Source organism: Paraburkholderia caledonica NBRC 102488, assembly GCF_000685095.1.
Lineage (GTDB): Bacteria > Pseudomonadota > Gammaproteobacteria > Burkholderiales > Burkholderiaceae > Paraburkholderia > Paraburkholderia caledonica.
In genome coordinates, this window is sequence record NZ_BAYE01000014.1 from 102,777 (window position 1) to 121,045 (window position 18,269).

Genomic DNA, 18,269 nt, shown 5'->3' on the forward strand with positions numbered 1-18,269 from the left:
CGGCATGCGCGTAATGCGTGCCATCCATGAAAAAAGCCGGGACCGTGGCCCCGGCTTCTCAAGACACGCTATGCGCGTCGGCGGCGAATCAGACGGTCGCGACCGGAATCTTGCCGATCTTTGCCTGCCATTCCTTCGGGCCGGTCTGGTGCACCGAGGTGCCGCTCGAATCGACTGCCACTGTTACCGGCATGTCCTGCACGTCGAACTCGTAGATCGCTTCCATGCCGAGGTCTTCGAATGCCAGCACCTTTGCGCTGCGAATCGCCTTCGACACGAGGTAAGCTGCGCCGCCCACGGCCATCAGATACGCGGCCTTGTGCTTCCTGATTGCCTCGATCGCGACCGGTCCGCGTTCGGCCTTGCCGATCATCGAGATGAGACCCGTTTGTGACAGCATGGTCTCGGTGAACTTGTCCATGCGGGTTGCCGTGGTCGGGCCTGCGGGGCCGACAGCTTCGTCGCGCACTGGATCGACCGGGCCGACGTAGTAGATCACGCGGTTCGTGAAGTCCACCGGCAGCTTCTCCCCCTTGGCCAGCATGTCCGCGATGCGCTTGTGCGCGGCGTCGCGGCCCGTCAACATCTTGCCCGACAGCAGCAGCGTCTGGCCCGGCTTCCACGAAGCGACTTCTTCCGGCGTCAGGGTGTTCAGATCGACACGCTTGCTGGTCTCCGTGTTCGCTTCCCATTGCACCTTCGGCCATGCGTCGAGCGACGGCGCTTCGAGCTTGGCGACGCCCGAGCCGTCGAGCGTGAAGTGCGCGTGACGCGTGGCCGCGCAGTTCGGGATGATCGCAACCGGCTTGGACGCGGCGTGCGTCGGGGCGGCCATGATCTTCACGTCGAGCACCGTGGCAAGGCCGCCCAGGCCTTGGGCGCCGATGCCGAGCGCATTGACCTTCTCGTGCAGTTCGACGCGCAGTTCCTCGATCCAGTCTTTCGGGCCGCGTGCGATCACGTCCTGAATGTCGATCGGGTCCATCAGCGATTCTTTCGCCATCACCATCGCTTTCTCAGCCGTGCCGCCGATGCCGATGCCGAGCATGCCCGGCGGGCACCAACCCGCGCCCATGGTCGGCACCGTCTTCAGAATCCAGTCGACGATGGAGTCCGACGGATTCAGCATCGCGAACTTCGACTTGTTTTCCGAGCCGCCGCCCTTGGCCGCAACTTGCACGTCGACCTTATCGCCCGGCACGATCTCGTAGTGAATCACGGCCGGCGTGTTGTCTTTCGTGTTCTTGCGCGCACCTTCGGGCGGGCTCACGATCGACGCGCGCAGCACATTGTCCGGGTTCAGGTAACCGCGGCGCACGCCTTCGTTGATCATGTCGGTGACGCCCATCGTCGCACCGTCCCAACGCACGTCCATGCCGACCTTCACGAACACTGTAACGATGCCCGTGTCCTGACAGATCGGACGCTTGCCTTCGGCGCACATGCGGCTGTTGGTGAGAATCTGCGCAATCGCATCTTTCGCGGCCGGGCTCTGTTCGAGTTCGTACGCGCGGCCCAGGGCCTGGATGTAGTCGAGCGGATGGTAATAGCTGATGTATTGCAACGAATCAGCAATGCTCTGAATCAGATCTTCCTGTTTGATGACGGTCATGGCTAAGCTCGGTGGGGACGGTTGCGCTTTTTTCTGTTCGCAGGCTGTGCGGTCAGTCGTGCGCTTTCAGGGGAGTGGAACCGCTGGAACCCAGCGGCTGCAGATCCGCGGGTTCCTGAAAATGAGTTGGATGCGTGTGCGTGGTCAGCCGGTCGACCAAGGCCATGATCAGTGCCGAGACGAGGAACGCGACGTGGATGATGACCTGCCACATGATGGTGTGCGTCGAGTTCTGGTCCGGGCTGATAAACGTTTTCAGCAGATGGATCGACGAGATGCTGATGAGCGCCATGGCGAGCTTCACTTTCAGCACGCCGGCGTTCACGTGGTCGAGCCATTCCGGCTCGTCGGGATGGCCTTCCACCCCGAGGCGCGACACGAACGTTTCGTATCCGCCGATGATCACCATGATCAGCAGGTTCGAGATCATGACCACGTCGATCAGACCGAGCACGACCAGCATGATGTTGGTTTCGTCGAGCGTCATCGACGCTGTGACGAGATGCCAGACTTCCTTCAGGAACAGCACGACGTATACGGCCTGCGCGACGATCAACCCGAGATACAGCGGCACCTGCAGCCAGCGGCTCATGAAGATGACGACGGGCAGCGGGCGCATGGGACGACGTTGGCGCGGGGAATTGATTCGCGAAGCGGACATAGACAGAAATCGGATCGAACGCAGGTGACGGAACGTGGAGCAAATGCGCCGGACAGCGTGCGAATCACGCGCGCGGATCGGCACGCGAAGCGAAGTGCGCAAGGCGCGGCACAGGCGCGAGGCGACCCCGTTCTGGGCCGGCAACGGCCCGGCAACGGCCCGGCAACGCTGGCATCAGCGCGCGCTATTGTACAGCGTTGGGCGGATTTGCTGCGGCGCGGCGGGCATGGTCGAGGCCCAACGCTTACGATGCAACCGGCGGTACGCGCTTCACTTTCAGACTCGCGAGTCCAATGCCCGCAATCACGCACGCAAGCGCGACGCCGTGCGCAAGCGTCGGGCGCTCGCCGAGAAACGCAATGCCGTAGATGGCCGCGGCAACCGGCAGAACGGCGCTGAATACACCCGCAAGACTGCCGGGCACATGCCGGATGCCTTTCATCCAGAGCCAGAAGGAAAAGATGCTTGCGGACAGTCCGTACCACAGCACCAACGTCCACACGCCCGGCGGCACCGCGCGATAGTCGAAATCGACGAGCGCTGTCGCGCCCAGCGGCAGCATCAACAGCAGGCCAAACAGATGCGTGTATGCACAGATGTCGATAGGTGCGAGCGTTTGCGTGAGGCGCCGCGACAGGATGATGTAGAGCGACTCGCAACACACTGCGCTGAGCACCATCAGGTTGCCCGTGAACGAAGTCTCGCCGTGCGCGCCCGTATCGACATGCGCGATATTGATGACCACCACGCCCGCAATGGCCAATGCAATCGACGCAAGCGCACGTCCATTGGGACGCTCCTTGAGAATGAGCCACGACAGCAGCGCGACGACGGCCGGAATGGTGCTCGTGATGACGCCCGCGGCCACCGCACTCGTGCGCTGCACGCCGTTGAGCATGAGTAGAGTAAACCCGAAGGTGCCGAAGAGCGCCTGCAGGAACAGATTGAGCCATTCGTCGCGCTTCACGTGACGCAGTTTCGCGATGCGCAGAAGCGGCCACAGCACGGCCATAGCAATCACGAAGCGCAGCAGCGCGAACAGCGGAACGGGGACGAATTCGACAATCGATTTACCGATGCCGACATTGCTGCCGACGAGCAGCATCGAACTGATAAGGAGCAGGGCGTAGCGATTCAAACTGGAATCCGGGCAGCTAGTTCAGTTAGCATTGTATTAGGGCCCGCAACGCAGCGTAAGGGAAGCAGGCTTAACGAAGGTAACCTGCATGGCGTGCGCGAATGGCGCAGCATGCGAGGCTCGTTGAAAGCGTCGTACGAATCGCGTTAGGGTTTGTGCGGGCAAGCCGATGCCGCTCGCGTAAGTGGCCGGTAAGTTGCACCGCTTATGGTTGAACATGAGAGCGGACGTTGTCCCGCCTGCGTTTATGTTGCGTTGCGGCATGACGCAGGCTGACGGAAACGGTCCGCGGCGCAGCGACCTCACACGGTCGGTGCGTGAGGCGGGAGACACGCGCCAGCAATCGCGTCTGATTGCGGCGTCTACATGACACGGCGCGCGAGCGGTGCGCCGGCACAGGTTTTACGTTTCATCTTCACCAAGGGGTTGTCGATGTCTGCGATTGAATCGGTTCTTCAGGAACGCCGTGTTTTCCCGCCCTCCGCCGAAGCAGCGGCCGGTGCCACGATCTCCGGCATGGACGCTTACCATGCGCTGACCGCCGAGGCGGAACGAGACTACGAAGGCTTCTGGGGGCGCCTCGCTCGCGAGACGCTAAGCTGGAACAAGCCCTTCACGAAGGTGCTCGACGAATCGACAGCGCCGTTCTACACGTGGTTCGAGGACGGCCAGCTGAATGCGTCGTACAACAGCATCGACCGTCACGTGGAAGCGGGCAACGGCGAGCGCGTCGCGATCGTTTTCGAAGCCGACGACGGCACCGTCGCCAACGTTACGTATCAGGATCTGCTGCAACGTGTGTCGCGCTTTGCGAACGCGCTGAAAACGCGCGGCGTGAAGAAGGGCGACCGCGTGGTGATCTATATGCCGATGTCGATTGAAGGCATTGTCGCGATGCAGGCATGCGCGCGGATCGGTGCGACGCACTCGGTGGTGTTCGGCGGCTTCTCGTCGAAGTCGCTGAATGAGCGGCTCGTCGACGTGGGCGCGGTCGCCCTCGTCACGTCGGACGAACAGATGCGCGGCGGCAAGGCGCTGCCGTTGAAGAACATCGCCGACGAAGCGCTTGCAATGGGCGGCTGCGACGCCGTCAAGAGCGTGATCGTCTACCAGCGCACCGGCGGCAAGATTGCGTGGAACGAAAGCCGCGATCTGTGGATGCATGAAATCTCACAAGCCGAGTCGGATCAATGCGCGCCCGAGTGGGTCGGTGCCGAGCATCCGCTTTTCATTCTCTATACATCGGGTTCGACGGGCAAGCCGAAGGGCGTTCAGCACAGCACGGGCGGCTATCTGTTGTGGGCCGCGCAGACCATGAAGTGGACCTTCGACTGGAAGTCCAGCGACGTGTTCTGGTGTACCGCCGACATCGGCTGGATCACGGGTCACAGCTACATCACCTATGGTCCGCTCACGCTCGGCGGCACCCAGGTCGTGTTCGAAGGTGTGCCGACCTATCCGAACGCCGGCCGCTTCTGGGACATGATCGCGAAGCACAAGGTCACGCTGTTCTATACCGCGCCGACCGCGATCCGCTCGCTGATCAAGGCCGCGGAAGCCGATGCGAAAGTGCATCCCAAGAGCTACGACCTGTCGACGCTGCGCATCATCGGTACGGTCGGCGAGCCGATCAATCCGGAAGCGTGGGTGTGGTATTACGAGAACGTCGGCGGCGGACGCTGCCCGATTGTCGATACGTGGTGGCAAACGGAAACCGGTGGCCACATGATCACGCCGCTACCGGGCGCAACGCCGCTCGTGCCGGGCTCCTGCACGCTGCCTTTGCCGGGCATCATGGCGGCGGTCGTCGACGAAACCGGCCAGGACGTGCCGAACGGGCAGGGCGGCATTCTGGTGGTGAAGCGGCCTTGGCCTTCCATGTTGCGTAACGTGTGGGGCGATCCCGACCGTTACAAGAAGAGCTATTTCCCCGAGGAACTCGGCGGCAAACTGTATCTCGCCGGCGACGGCGCGGTGCGCGACAAGGACACCGGCTACTTCACGATCATGGGCCGTATCGACGATGTGCTCAATGTGTCGGGTCACCGTCTCGGCACGATGGAGATCGAATCGGCGCTGGTGTCGAATCCGATCGTCGCGGAGGCCGCCGTGGTCGGTCGGCCAGACGCAACGACCGGCGAGGCGGTATGCGCGTTCGTCGTGTTGAAGCGCGCGCGTCCGGAAGGCGAGGAGGCGGTCAAGCTCGCCAACGAATTGCGCAACTGGGTCGGCAAGGAAATCGGTCCGATCGCGAAGCCGAAGGACATCCGCTTCGGCGAGAATTTGCCGAAGACGCGTTCAGGCAAGATCATGCGCCGTCTGTTGCGTTCGCTTGCAAAGGGCGAGGAGATCACGCAAGACGTATCGACGCTGGAGAACCCGGCGATCCTGGATCAACTTGGCGAGTCGCTTTAAAAAGCATGCGTCTGCCTGCACGTTGCGGGTGAAAAGGCAGGAGCGTATCGGACGATGCGCTCCTCGCCGAACGCCAGATTCAGCCCTCGGGCGGACAATCCCGATTGCCTGAGCGGTGCCTTTTTGATACATAGGCGCATGGCCGCGCCTCACCACTCCTCTCACGCTACGCAGAACCCCGCGCCCGAACCGCCGGCGGTGTCGGCGGCGCTTGCTCGCGCACATCAGAAGTACTGGCGCTTCAATCTCGCGCTCATCGCGGCGTTGATGTCGGTGGGCTTCGCCGTATCGTTCCTGTTACCGCTCGCGGCACCCGCTCTCGCGCATCTGCGTTTTGCCGGCTTCAGATTGCCGTTTTACTTCGGCGCACAAGGCGCGATCCTGATGTATCTCGCGCTGATCGTGGTGTACATCGTGTCCATGCAGCGCGCCGACCGCCACTTGCAGCGCGCGTTCGAGGCCGACGCTCATACAGCTGCCGACACCGGTGCCGCTTCAGGCGCAGGTGTGCCTTCAGGCCCGACCGCCGCCGATGCCGGCATGCGCGGGAACCTGATCCGATGAAGCTGACGAACAGGCTGGTTCGCTCATATGCGTTTTACACGCTTGGCTTCCTGCTGTTCATCTATGTGATGTGGCGCATCGAGCGCACGACCGGGCCGGGCATGTGGATCGGCTATGTGTTCCTGTTCGTGCCGATTGCCGTGTACGCGGTGATCGGCTTGCTGTCGCGCACGTCGGATCTCGTCGAATACTACGTAGCGGGACGGCGCGTGCCGTCCGCGTTCAACGGCATGGCGACGGCGGCGGACTGGCTTTCGGCGGCTTCGTTCATCGGCCTCGCCGGTTCGATCTACGCGACCGGCTATGACGGCCTGGCCTATCTGATGGGCTGGACCGGCGGCTATTGTCTCGTCGCGTTTTTGCTCGCGCCGTACGTGCGCAAGCTCGCCCGCTACACGATTCCCGATTTCCTCGGCACGCGTTTTTCGAGCAACGCCGTGCGCAGCCTCGCGGCGTTGTCGGCGATTCTTTGTTCGTTCGTTTATCTGGTCGCGCAGATTCAGGGCGTCGGCCTGATTGCGACACGCTTCATTGGTGTCGACTTTGCCGTGGGCATTTTCTGCGGACTCGCGGGGATTCTCGTGTGTTCGTTTCTCGGCGGCATGCGCGCGGTGACGTGGACACAGGTTGCGCAATACATCATCCTGATTTCGGCGATCCTGATTCCTGTGTCGATGATCGCGCATAAGGACGGGCTCGGCTGGGTGCCGCAATTGAGTTACGGCCGTTTGATGGAGCGTATGGAGAGCCTCGAGAAGCAGGTGCGCGACGAGCCGCTCGAGCAGACCGTGCGCGACGATTATCGCCGCCGGGCCGCGCTGATGCAGCAGCGGCTCGACATGCTGCCGCATTCATTCGTCGCGCAGAAGCTGAAACTCACACAGGAGGTGGCGGATCTGCGCCGCCGCAATGGTCCGCTGCGCGAGATCAAGGAGCGCGAGAAGGCGCTCGAGCAGTTTCCGCGCGATGCCGCCGCCGCGCAGATCGTTTGGAGCCAGCAGCGAGACGAGATGCTGATGCGTGCCGCCGCGCCACTGCCGATGCACGAGCCGTTCCCCGCGGCGAGCGACGACGACCGGCGCATGCACGAGCGCAACTTTCTTTCGCTTCTGCTGTGCCTGTCGCTCGGCACGGCGAGTTTGCCGCATATTCTGACGCGCTATAACACGACGACGTCGGTAGCGTCCGCGCGACGCTCGGTTGGCTGGACGCTCTTTTTCGTCGCGCTGTTTTATGTGACCGTGCCGGTGCTTGCGGTACTGATCAAGTACGAGATGTTGACGAACCTCGTCGGTCATCACTTTTCCGATCTGCCGCAATGGCTCACGCAATGGCGCAAGGTGGAGCCGAGCCTGATCACTCTCGCGGACACCAATGGCGACGGCATCGTGCGATGGAGCGAGATTCAGATGCAGCCCGACATGGTGGTGCTTGCCGCTCCGGAGATCGCGGGATTGCCGTATGTGATGTCTGGCCTGATCGCGGCGGGCGCATTGGCCGCGGCGCTTTCGACGGCCGACGGTTTGCTGCTCACGATTGCGAACGCTTTATCGCACGACGTGTACTACCACATGGTCGACCCGGGCGCGTCGAGTCAGCGTCGCGTGACGATTTCGAAGATTCTGCTGCTCGGAGTGGCGCTGTTTGCGTCGTATGTGGCCTCGCTCAACACGGGCAACATTCTCTTTCTGGTCGGCGCGGCATTTTCACTGGCGGCGTCGAGCCTGTTTCCGGTGCTGGTGCTGGGTGTGTTCTGGAAGCGCACGACGCGCCTCGGCGCAGTGGCCGGCATGCTGGCGGGACTCCTCGTGTGCATCTACTACATTGTTTCGACCTATCCCTTCTTCGCGCAGATGACGGGCTTTGCGGGGCCGCGGTGGTTCGGCATCGAACCGATCAGCTCGGGCGTGTTCGGCGTGCCGGCGGGCTTTCTGGTGGCGATCGGCGTGAGCCTTTTCGACCGCAAACCGGATGCGTATACGACGGCGCTGGTGGACTATATCCGTCATCCGTAGAGCGGTTTGCGCGAGGGTGTAGCGGACGGCTCGAAGTTTGCTATAATTCGGCTCCCCGCCGGAGAGATGGATGAGCGGTTTAAGTCGCACGCCTGGAAAGCGTGTATAGGTTAATAGCCTATCCGGGGTTCGAATCCCCGTCTCTCCGCCAGAATTTCAGTACGGCTTTGCGGCCGGTCAGAAACTGCCGCTGTACCCTTAAAAGCCACTTGTACCCTTGGCGGACCTATCGAAGCGGCATGACACGCCCCGGTTTGCGTCGATAAACTTGTTCCGTGATCTTGTTGTCCGCATGCGCGAATAGCGCGTGCTCGAGTGTCTCCGCATCGCTTACACATTTGGCTCACATGTCGTGCTCGGTGAAGGGCTCTTTCACCTTGGTTTCCTTCAGCACACAGGTCATGAAATTGCGCCACATCGTGTCCCACCGCCGGCGCGGCCGGTCTACTCGCGGAAATAGCATTCGCCGCGGCGGTTGCAAAAAAGCCAAGGCGAAATAGACACTGGTCGAACCGCCTCTGCCATAGCGACGTATCCGCGCAGTTTGTCGTTCCCTAAATGAATCAGCATCTTCCCGGTCGTGTCTTCAGTCTTGCCCGGCGTGATTTGGAAGCCGTCCTCTTGCAGGTTCGACATGTTCAGGCGAAGAAGGTCGTCGCGGCGCATGCCTATCAAAAACTAGATGCGCATGTACGCCGGCATGGCGCGCACGCGGCCAACCTTGCACCCGGAGTCGATGGCCAGGCATTCGGCGAACTCCCAATCCTGGACGAGGCGCGTTCGCGCCGGCTCCGTCGAGCCGAACTTCGCCCGCAAAAGGATGTCGTCCCAAATATCCCTAGAACACTTCTAAATAAGCAAAAGCTGACCCACGCGGTCGGATTACGAAAGTAGAAGCAATGCCGGATTGAAGCACTGAATAAATGCCGCAGCCTGAGAAAGGAGGAACCAAGGGACTGCCAACGCCCTCGAGCAAGGTTGCGCCTCCTTCGGGGTATCCAGTAATCGAGCAATACAGCCCATTGCCCCATTGCCCGAGTGGTCAGCGCCGTACTAAATGGTGGCCTCGTGAATCTAACGGTAAGGTTATGCGCCTCGAATTAACATACGCGAATCTGTGTCGTTAATCAGACATTGCATCATTTTATGACATTGTTCTCGCGGAAGTTTCGGTAATATTCGATCCGAAAATAATATTCGGATATACAGCCCATGCTACGGGGTGCTCGTAAGAGCATGCTGCGACTCGTCCAGAGAGAGGCGGCGCGGCAGGCAAATTCATTCAAGGCGGCAAGCGGCATAGCGGAGAAGACTCGACCGCTATGGATGAAATTCATCGCTTGCATCATGGCGGCGGTGACCTACTTGCTGCCTGGTGTGCTCATCCTCGATGAGGTCGCCCATGCTGCGCCGATTGTCGATCCGCGCGCCCCGATTCCGTTTCAACCGACGATCACCCAGACCACAACTGGTGTGCCGGCGGTCAATATCGCTGCGCCCAATGCCAATGGCATTAGCGTCAACAGTTACCAGTCGTTCAATGTAGATAGCAACGGACTGGTGCTGAACAACAGCCTGACGTCGGGGACACCTCTTCTTGGCGGTTCTCTTGCCGCCAACCCGAATCTCGCTGGTCGTACAGCGAGTGTGATTGTCAATCAGGTAACGACTACAGGGCCCGCATCGACCCTGCTCGGTCCGCTCGAAGTGTTTGGGAGTCCGGCGTCGGTCATTATCAGCAATCCAAATGGCGTGTCGGTTAATGGACTTTCCCTGACCAACGCGACAGGTCTCGTCCTAACCACGGGGACACCGCAATTTTTGACCGGCGTTGGCGGGACACCGACAGACTTCGCCAACGCGGGTTCCTTGGCCTACGATGTCAGGTCGGGCAACGTTTCTATCAGCGGGCCGGCAGGCGTCAACGGACCTGGAGCAGGCATCGAGGGCACCGTTGGCAACATCGATGTAATCGCGCAGACCATCAGTCTGAATGCGCCGTTACGCGCCGACCAACGCATCAATCTTATTGCGGGCAATCAGCTCGTAACTCCAACGACCACGGATGCGTCGGGTACGAACTATGGCACGACATCCAATGGGGCGGCCAATACAGCGACTGCGATCGGCAACAACGCGGTAGCAATTGATGCAAGCAAGTACGGGTCGGTGACGAGCGGACAGATTTATATCGTCTCAACGGCGGCGGGGATGGGCGTGAATACGCAGGGCGCGTTGACGGCGACGGCAGGCAATCTCACCGTCACGTCGAACGGCGACATCGCAGTCAACACCACGTACGCGCAACAGACGGCCAGTCTTACGGGTGTTGGCCAGGTGTCGATGGCCGGCGGCAATCTCGCCAATCAATACACGGTCAGCGCGGGAGGGGACATAGCCGCTGCGGGTGCATCCGTGCAGTCGGTGCAAGACCTCAATATGACCGCGGGCGGCGGCCTCAATGTTGCCACCGCGCAGTCCAATGGAAGTGTCGATCTTCGGGCTGGCGCGGACATGACGGTGGGATCGGTGCAGACAGGCAACAACCTGTCGATGACGACGACCGGAAGTACAGGCAATGGCGACATAACCGTTGGAGGCGCTGTGTCCGCGCCTGGCGCAATCGCATTGAATGCCGCTCGAGATGCGACGGTGAGCGGCGCGCTTACCGGTGGCGCTACGGTGCAGGTTCTCGCGCAGCGCAGCGCGACGGTTAATGGTCGCGTAGCGTCGTCTGGCGATCTCACGCTAGTCGGGCAAACAGGCAACGTAACGACTGCAGGGGACGTGCAGACCAACGGCAACCTGAACGCCACCGCGGGCCAGACAATGGCGCTTGGCGGCAACGTTGCGGCAAACGGCAGCACGACACTGAACGCAGGTGACGATCTCAATGTTTCCGGCACCCTGGCGGGCAATGGCAATGGTCTATTGGGGGCGGGTGGCAATCTCACGACGAACGGTGCGGTCACCTTTGGTCAAAATGCGACGCTTGCTGCCGGTCATGACGTCAAGCTGCCAGGCGCCGTGACGGCGGGAGCGAACTTGCATGTCACCGCAGGCAATAGTCTGACCGTGGCTTCCGCCACCGCGGCAGGGGACACAACGCTGACTGCTAGCGGCGGTGCTGCAACGGTTAACGGTGCGATCGTGAGTGGCGGCAACACTGCCATATCCGCTGCAACGGACGTGGCCGTTTCAGGCAGCATTGCGGGTAACAAAGCTGGCAACCTGAGTGCTGGTCGTGATGTCTCGTCGAGCGGGACCGTGACGTTTGGGCAGGACGCGATCGTCAATGCGGGACGCAACGTGGACCTTGCCGGCGCCGTACAAACCGGCGGAAATTTCTCCGTCACCGCTGGCAACAACGCGACCGTAGGCGGCGCGGGCGTGGTGGGCAACTCGACTCTGATCGCGACGAACGGTGCCGTGACGATCGATGGTGCGCTCGCTACCGGTGGCAACACGGTGGTGACCGCTGCTACGGACGCGGTTGTCTCTGGCTCGATCACTGGTAACGGCTCGGGGACTCTGAGTGCAGGACGCAATCTGTCAGGCGGTGGCACGGCAGGCTTTGGCTCAGATGCCGCCTTGAGCGCAGGGCAGGCGATCAACCTGTCCGGAGCACTGCAAACCGGCGGCAATCTGAATGCGAGTGCGGGGACGAGCCTGACGATGGGTGCTGCAACCGCGGTGGGCAACGCCCGGCTCCAGGCGAACGGCGGCGACGCAACGATCAACGGCGCGGTCCTGAGTGGTGGAGACCTCAACGCTCAGGCGACTGGCAGTCTCATCGTGACCGGCAGTGTGACGAGTCTTGGAAAAACGGCTCTCACGGCCCAAGGCGGAAATCTCATCGCGCAGGGCGACGTGAACTCCGCCGGCGACGCAAGCCTGGCTGCAGCTGGAAACGTCGCAGTGACAGGCACGACGCAGGTGGGCGGAGACGCGATCCTGACAGGTACAAACATCAGTACGGGCGGCACGACTACCGTTTCAGGCAGTCTTGCGGCGACCGCACAGAACAGTCTCGACCTGTCTGCGGGACAACTGAATGTCGTCAAGAACGCAACCCTCTCCGGTACCAATGTGAGAACCGGGAACGCGTTGATCGGCGGGAATTTAAGCGCGAACGCGTCGAACCAGTTGACGACGGCGGGTGCCCAGACCCTCGTCCAAGGCTTCGCCACATTATCTGGCCAGAACGCAGTCGTGAACACGGGTAGCGTGCTTGCGGGCGGTGCGCTGACGGTGACTGGCGCGAACGTGACGAATACATCGAACGCAAGCCTGATTTCCACGGCGACGACGACCGTTAATGCAACGAACCTGAATAACCAGGGATCGATTGCCGGGTTGACGACAGGGGTCACGGCGGCCGGCGCTCTCACGAATAACGGCGGCGCGATCATCGGTACGAATTCGCTGAACGTCACGACTGCGAATCTGGCTGGCAACAATAACGGCGTCATCTTCGCCGGTAGCACGAGTGCCACGAGCCCGGGTACACCGGGTGATGCGACGGTCACCGTGACGGGCGGCAACGGCACGTTCAATAACGCTGGCGGCCAGATTCTCGCGCAGCACAACCTCACATTGAATTTGCAGAACCAGGCGTTCGACCCTTCGGCTGTCTCGAGCGGCACGTTCAATCTCGGCAACGCACTGACGATCAATACCCTGCAATTGAACAATTCCGGTACGTGGGCCATGCCGGGCAACAGCGTGTCGATCATCGCAACGCAAGGTGTCAGCAACAGCGGCATTATCAGCAAGGCAGGCGACATCACGCTGTCGACCAACGGCACGTTGATCAATAGCGGCACGATCAGCGCGGGCAACGACGTCAATCTGTCCGGCACGATCGTCAATCAGGGGAGTGGGACCATCCACGCGAACGAGGACGTCAACCTCACCGGCGCCATGACCAACCAGGGAACGGTCGGCGCCGTGCGCGACGTCAACCTTGGCGGCAGCAGTTACGACAACAGCGGCGCGACGACGGCGGCAGGGCGCAATCTGAATGCGAACCTGGGCGGCGACCTGACGAATATCGGCGGCAAGATCACCGCGCAGAACGACATCACGATCACGGCAGCAGATGTCAACAACAGCCGGGCCGGCGCGAACACGACGACTACGACGACGTCGAGTACCACGATCGCGGCGGCGGGGATGGGGTCAGCGTTTCTATCGACGGCGATCGGATCGCTGACCTTCTCCGGTTCCACGACAAACCAGATCGACGGTTCGACCAACAATTATTCAGGCTCGCTTACGGGCCGGGTTGGCGATTTTCAGCCGGCTTCCGCGACGGATGTGACGGCTGCCGATTTGAGCGGCGGGACATTCAACGGCATCGCGCTGCCCACGGTCACGCAGACCACGACGACGACCCAGCCCACCGGGCAGGCCGGCGTGATTGCCGCTGGGCACGACCTGTCGATCACCACCGGCGCGTTAAACAACCACGGCAGCACGATCTCCGCCAGGAACAACATCACGTTGAACGTGGCGTCGCTCGATAACGGCGGTGACGCGGCGACTTCGACGATCACGGACAGTATCGATAGCGCGGCGTACGCAAATTTCCTGACGCAACTGAAGGCGGCCTATACAGCGGGCACGCTGGTCCCGATGCTTCAATCCATCGACGATCAAGGCAATCCGGCACCCGGCGCTTATACCCCGACCTCCGCGAACATCTTCACGACGAGCGCGCCGCCGGCTGCGCAGACGTCCACGGTCACTGTTTATACCAACCAGAACGCCGGACAGATTGTCGCCGGCAACGATCTGTCGCTGACCGGAACCGCGGGCGGGCTGACGAACGCCGGGAGTCTGTACGCGGTGGAGGACATGCGTATCACCGCGAGCAGCTTTACGAACCAAGGCTACCACAGCGAATCCGTGACGTCGAAGACGGGCTGTGCGGCGGGCGTTACGACGCCGCAATGCGGCTACATAGGAACGGTGATCTGGTCACCGAGTGGCAACGACATCTACTATCAGCGGCCGGGGCAGGATGTCACCGATGCGATGACGAGCTCCCAATTCTTCTGGGCGCTTGCGGGTAGTTTCAACGCGACCTATGGGCCGGGCAACGACGCTACGCTGGTCTACGGCGATCAGACCACCACGCAAAGCTACAGCTACACGCAGACGAACAACACGGTGTTCGCCGGCCGCGATCTGATCATCGCCGCGCCGACCGTGAACAACACGTACGGCAATCTGCTCGCCGGCCGCGACGTCGTGATCGGCGGTACGGGGACCACGCGCAGCAACACCGACCCGAACGACCCGCAGACCAGTCTCACGCAGTCGGCCAGCGTGACGAATACATCGGGCAATATCCAGGCGGGCCGCGATATCGCGATTAATACCGCTGCGTTGACCAATGCGTTGGCCGCGCCCGTGCAGATTTATCAGAACTTCGGCAAGACCGCCGTGGCCGGTTGCAGCGGCGCCAATCTGCACTACTGCGACGCCTTCACCGACCAGCAGTCAGGCGATGCATCGACGATCACGGCGAATCGTAACCTGTCGTTCAGCGTGGGCACGTTGTTCAACACGGGTAGCCTGATCACGGCGGGCGCGCAGGCGTCGATTGCGGCGACATCGACGGTGACCAATCAAGACCAGACGCTGAACGCCTACTGGCATGACGCCTTCTACGGTGGCGTGATCGGCGGGTCGAAGCCGCCTGATAACTTCGGCTGCGGAACGGCAGCAAACTGCTCAACGCTTTTCGGCAGTGCGTATCACGCGAGCGACAGCGTTCAGCCGCCGACACCGTACAAGAGCCTTTCTGGCACGATCCAGGCCCCCTCCTTGTTAGTGACGGCCGGTGGCCAGTTGCAGAACTCAGGCAATGTGTTAGGACAGCAGGTTGCGCTGACGGGTGCGACGCTCGTCAATGGTCTCACATCGCCCGCTGTCTACACGCCACAGCCCACAGGCTCGAATCAGGTCATCGCATTGGGTCCTGTTGGGGTGCCGGTCGTTGCGTCAAACGCAGCGAACCTGACCGCCAATATGGTGGCTATCGGCGCGGGCCTTGCGGGAGCCTCAGGCATCGCGGGCGGCATTGCGGCTGGGTCGAGCGGGTCGTTGAACACTGCGGGCGGCACGTCGGCACCCGTCACTGCGCCGGGTAGTGCAGCCGGGACAATTAGCGCCCCTATCGTGAGCGTCGCTTCTTCGTCGGCGCCGGCGTCGCCAGGCGTGTCGGTAGCGACGGGAGCGTCTGCTGCCAGTGGCGCGCCGAGCATCAGCTATCTGGTCAACAGCCCGGCCTCGCTGGTGATCGGCAACATCGGGCCGGGGCAGTTGCTTGCGAATCTGCCGACGAGCCTTCAGCCCAACACCACACAGTTTTACTACGATCCGTTCACCGAAGATCAGCTGCTGCAGCAGGCAGCCTTGACGCAGACAGGGCAGGCGAGCTTTGTCAGCGGGCTGTCGTATGACAACACGAAGCAGTCGTCCATCACCGATCAGGAAAAAAAAGCGCTCTACGGTAACGCCATCCAGTACGCCGAGGCGAACAACATTGCGCTCGGCACAGCGCTGACACAGGATCAGATCGCCGCGCTCGACAAACCTATGCTTTGGTACGTGGAAGAGACCGTGCCTGAGCCGGGATGTACCGCGACTGGAACGGCGACCTGCCCGACCGTTGATGCGCTGATGCCACAGGTATATCTGCCGCAAAACTATGCCGTGGTTCAGCACGACGGCACGATCAGCGGGCAGAACGTCACGCTTACGGCGTCGAACGGCGGGACGATCACGAATACCGGCTCCATCACAGCGACGGACACGCTGACAGTCAACGCTGGTTCGCTGACCAACCAGCAGCGTTCAACGGACATTGGCACCCAGAGCACTTTCATTCCCGATCTTTACACGCTGATCACGACTACGGGGACGGTGGCCCAGCAGGGCGGTTTCATGTCGGCTGGGAACTACCAGTTAAATGTAGATGCAGTAGACCAGATCGGCGGCGCATTGCAGAAGCTCAATGCGGATGGCACGGTCAACACCGCGGGTACACAACAGCAACTCGCTGCGCTGAAGGCGCAACTCGGCAACAGCTTCACGCAGAGCACAGTCCAGAACGATCTGCATACGAGCGTGACGTCCCTTGCTGAAAGCGAGGGCGCATTCCAGACAATTGGCATGCTGGCAGTCATGGTGGTCGCATCAGTTATCACGGCTGGAGCGGCGTCGGCTGCGATAGGTTCTGGAGCAACCGTAGGCAGCACGTTTGCAGCAGGCACGGCTGCTACGACGACCGCGGATGCCGTATCTGCGGGGTTGGGCAACATCGTGTTGTCCGCGGGCGTCGCAGGCATGACTAGCAGCGCGTTGGGCCAGGCTGCGAACGGCACATTTAGCATGAGCGCCATGTTCCAGGCAGGCGCTACCGCAATGTTGACTGCGGGGCTTACGAACGGAATCACAGTAAGCGATGGGAGCTTGGGATGGACTTGGACCGCGTCGCACAACAGTCTTGCCTCGTTGGCCGGCGTGCAGAGTGTCGGCGGGGCGTTGGTGCCGCAGGCAGGTTCTGTTACGGCAAGCACCGTTCTTACGCAAGGGGCGGCGATCGCGGCGGAAGCGACGGTCCAGGCCGGCGTCCAGACTGCAATTCAAGGCGGCAGCTTCCTGACCAACCTGAAAAACGATGCGGTCAGTGATGTCGCGGCGGCCGGGGCGTACGCGATCGGTAGTGGGACTGATCCGCTGACGTTTGCGAACGTTGCGGAACATGCAGTTCTCGGATGTGCAGCAAGCGCCGCCGAAGGCAACGGATGCGCGGGGGGTGCCCTAGGAGCGGCGACGAGTGCGGTGGTGACACCGTTTGCGCTTGCGGGTATCGATCCCGATGGGACGGCACCGGACGCTGGGCAGACAGCTGCGATCGCGGCCATCGCGATGCTTGCGGGCGGAGGCGTGGCCGGGGCGCTTGGGCAGAACGCAGCGTCGGCAGCGACATGGGCGCAGAACGAGGCGCTGAACAACGACCTGGCTTCGCTGCTGCATACCCAGGCGGCAATTGGTGCGGCAAAGAGCGCCTTTGCGACAGCCAGTAACTCGGCAGCAGGGGTATGGAACGGCCTCGTTGGCCTTGGTGAGATGGTTGCGAACATCCCCAATGGTGGGCCGTTCGCTTCGCCGGGTGATCCGGGGTATATATCCGCAAGCGCGCTGAAGTTGCCGTATTCGCCGGGCGATCAGGTTGGACCTGCCGCCGAGTTCCTGACCGCTGCGCTGGCGACGAGGGGAGTCGGCCAGGGGGCAGCCGATGCGGAAGCGGAAGCGATTGCCACAAACAGTGGGGGCAGTTCGTTCTGGTCCTCGACTGGCTCCAGTACCGCAGTCGAAAATGCCTACGGCCACTGGGACAAGCATATGTCCGAGTTTCCTGAGTATCAGAATTCGGTTCAATATGTCCAAGGTGCGCAGGACTTTGTATTGGATCCTCCTGTTGGGACTTTGACTAAGACGCGTCCCAATGGCGATACTTTGTTGTATGACCCGTCGACCAACACGTTCGCGGTCAAGACAATAAATGGTGCGCCACGAACGATGTTCAGACCGCAGGGCGGGATGACATATTGGAACAAGCAATGATGCGAGAGAAAGAAAAACATTCGTTAAATCCATGTCCTTGCTGCGGTCACTTAACGCTTCATGAGCTAGGTGCCTACGAAATCTGTGAGGTGTGTGGTTGGGAGGACGACCCTGTGCAATCGGCCGATCCTGCATATGCAGGGGGAGCCAATTCAAGCAGCTTGAACGAGGCGCAGGTGCGTTGGAAGGCGAGAAGCGTCTAGGTGCAGGATAGGCTTGCGC

9 protein-coding genes and 1 tRNA gene are annotated in these 18,269 nt (G+C 61.4%); 7 read left to right on the forward strand and 3 right to left on the reverse strand.

What is annotated here, in order from left to right; translation table 11 throughout:
* Nucleotides 1-88: 88 nt before the first annotated feature.
* The 3 genes from BCA01S_RS24950 to BCA01S_RS24960 all read right to left on the reverse strand — a co-directional run bounded on the left by BCA01S_RS24950 (nucleotide 89) and on the right by BCA01S_RS24960 (nucleotide 3,411).
* Nucleotides 89-1,612 carry a fumarate hydratase gene (locus BCA01S_RS24950; protein ID WP_027779255.1) on the reverse strand — a complete coding sequence of 508 codons (1,524 nt, stop codon included), beginning with the start codon at nucleotides 1,610-1,612 and terminating at the stop codon, nucleotides 89-91.
* 52 nt (nucleotides 1,613-1,664) lie between these two features.
* Nucleotides 1,665-2,231, reverse strand: a complete 567-nt coding sequence (locus BCA01S_RS24955; RefSeq protein ID WP_020069967.1) for a TIGR00645 family protein — start codon at nucleotides 2,229-2,231, stop codon at nucleotides 1,665-1,667.
* A 286-nt stretch (nucleotides 2,232-2,517) separates the two neighbouring features.
* On the reverse strand, nucleotides 2,518-3,411 hold the full coding sequence (locus tag BCA01S_RS24960) for a DMT family transporter (protein WP_027779256.1): 894 nt from the start codon (nucleotides 3,409-3,411) through the stop codon (nucleotides 2,518-2,520).
* 432 nt (nucleotides 3,412-3,843) lie between these two features.
* Between BCA01S_RS24960 and acs the strand changes: the two genes are divergently transcribed.
* From acs to BCA01S_RS37335, 7 genes are all read left to right on the forward strand, one after another.
* Nucleotides 3,844-5,826: an acetate--CoA ligase gene (gene acs, locus BCA01S_RS24965; protein WP_027779257.1), complete on the forward strand. Its 1,983-nt coding sequence runs from the start codon at nucleotides 3,844-3,846 to the stop codon at nucleotides 5,824-5,826.
* A 138-nt stretch (nucleotides 5,827-5,964) separates the two neighbouring features.
* Nucleotides 5,965-6,390: a DUF4212 domain-containing protein gene (locus tag BCA01S_RS24970; RefSeq protein WP_027779258.1), complete on the forward strand. Its 426-nt coding sequence runs from the start codon at nucleotides 5,965-5,967 to the stop codon at nucleotides 6,388-6,390.
* Nucleotides 6,387-8,405: a sodium:solute symporter family protein gene (locus BCA01S_RS24975; protein ID WP_027779259.1), complete on the forward strand. Its 2,019-nt coding sequence runs from the start codon at nucleotides 6,387-6,389 to the stop codon at nucleotides 8,403-8,405. Before BCA01S_RS24970 ends, BCA01S_RS24975 begins: the two co-directional genes overlap by 4 nt.
* A 60-nt stretch (nucleotides 8,406-8,465) precedes the next feature.
* Nucleotides 8,466-8,556: transfer RNA gene (locus tag BCA01S_RS24980), tRNA-Ser, on the forward strand.
* Nucleotides 8,557-8,963: 407 nt separating this feature from the next.
* Nucleotides 8,964-9,299 carry a hypothetical protein gene (locus BCA01S_RS38090; protein WP_156955084.1) on the forward strand — a complete coding sequence of 112 codons (336 nt, stop codon included), beginning with the start codon at nucleotides 8,964-8,966 and terminating at the stop codon, nucleotides 9,297-9,299.
* Nucleotides 9,300-9,731: 432 nt separating this feature from the next.
* Nucleotides 9,732-18,047, forward strand: a complete 8,316-nt coding sequence (locus BCA01S_RS35270) for a two-partner secretion domain-containing protein (RefSeq protein ID WP_042319340.1) — start codon at nucleotides 9,732-9,734, stop codon at nucleotides 18,045-18,047.
* Nucleotides 18,047-18,250, forward strand: a complete 204-nt coding sequence (locus tag BCA01S_RS37335; RefSeq protein ID WP_244145950.1) for a CPCC family cysteine-rich protein — start codon at nucleotides 18,047-18,049, stop codon at nucleotides 18,248-18,250. Before BCA01S_RS35270 ends, BCA01S_RS37335 begins: the two co-directional genes overlap by 1 nt.
* The last annotated feature ends 19 nt before the right edge of the window (nucleotides 18,251-18,269 follow it).

Bases quoted from the DNA above. Each gene is read 5' to 3' on its own strand.
- BCA01S_RS24955 (WP_020069967.1), bottom strand. From the start codon at position 2,231: ATGCGCCCGCTGCCCGTCGTCATCTTCATGAGCCGCTGGCTGCAGGTG.
- BCA01S_RS38090 (WP_156955084.1), top strand. From the start codon at position 8,964: ATGAATCAGCATCTTCCCGGTCGTGTCTTCAGTCTTGCCCGGCGTGAT.
- acs (WP_027779257.1), top strand. From the start codon at position 3,844: ATGTCTGCGATTGAATCGGTTCTTCAGGAACGCCGTGTTTTCCCGCCC.
- BCA01S_RS24975 (WP_027779259.1), top strand. From the start codon at position 6,387: ATGAAGCTGACGAACAGGCTGGTTCGCTCATATGCGTTTTACACGCTT.
- BCA01S_RS35270 (WP_042319340.1), top strand. From the start codon at position 9,732: ATGAAATTCATCGCTTGCATCATGGCGGCGGTGACCTACTTGCTGCCT.
- BCA01S_RS37335 (WP_244145950.1), top strand. From the start codon at position 18,047: ATGCGAGAGAAAGAAAAACATTCGTTAAATCCATGTCCTTGCTGCGGT.
- BCA01S_RS24950 (WP_027779255.1), bottom strand. From the start codon at position 1,612: ATGACCGTCATCAAACAGGAAGATCTGATTCAGAGCATTGCTGATTCG.
- BCA01S_RS24970 (WP_027779258.1), top strand. From the start codon at position 5,965: ATGGCCGCGCCTCACCACTCCTCTCACGCTACGCAGAACCCCGCGCCC.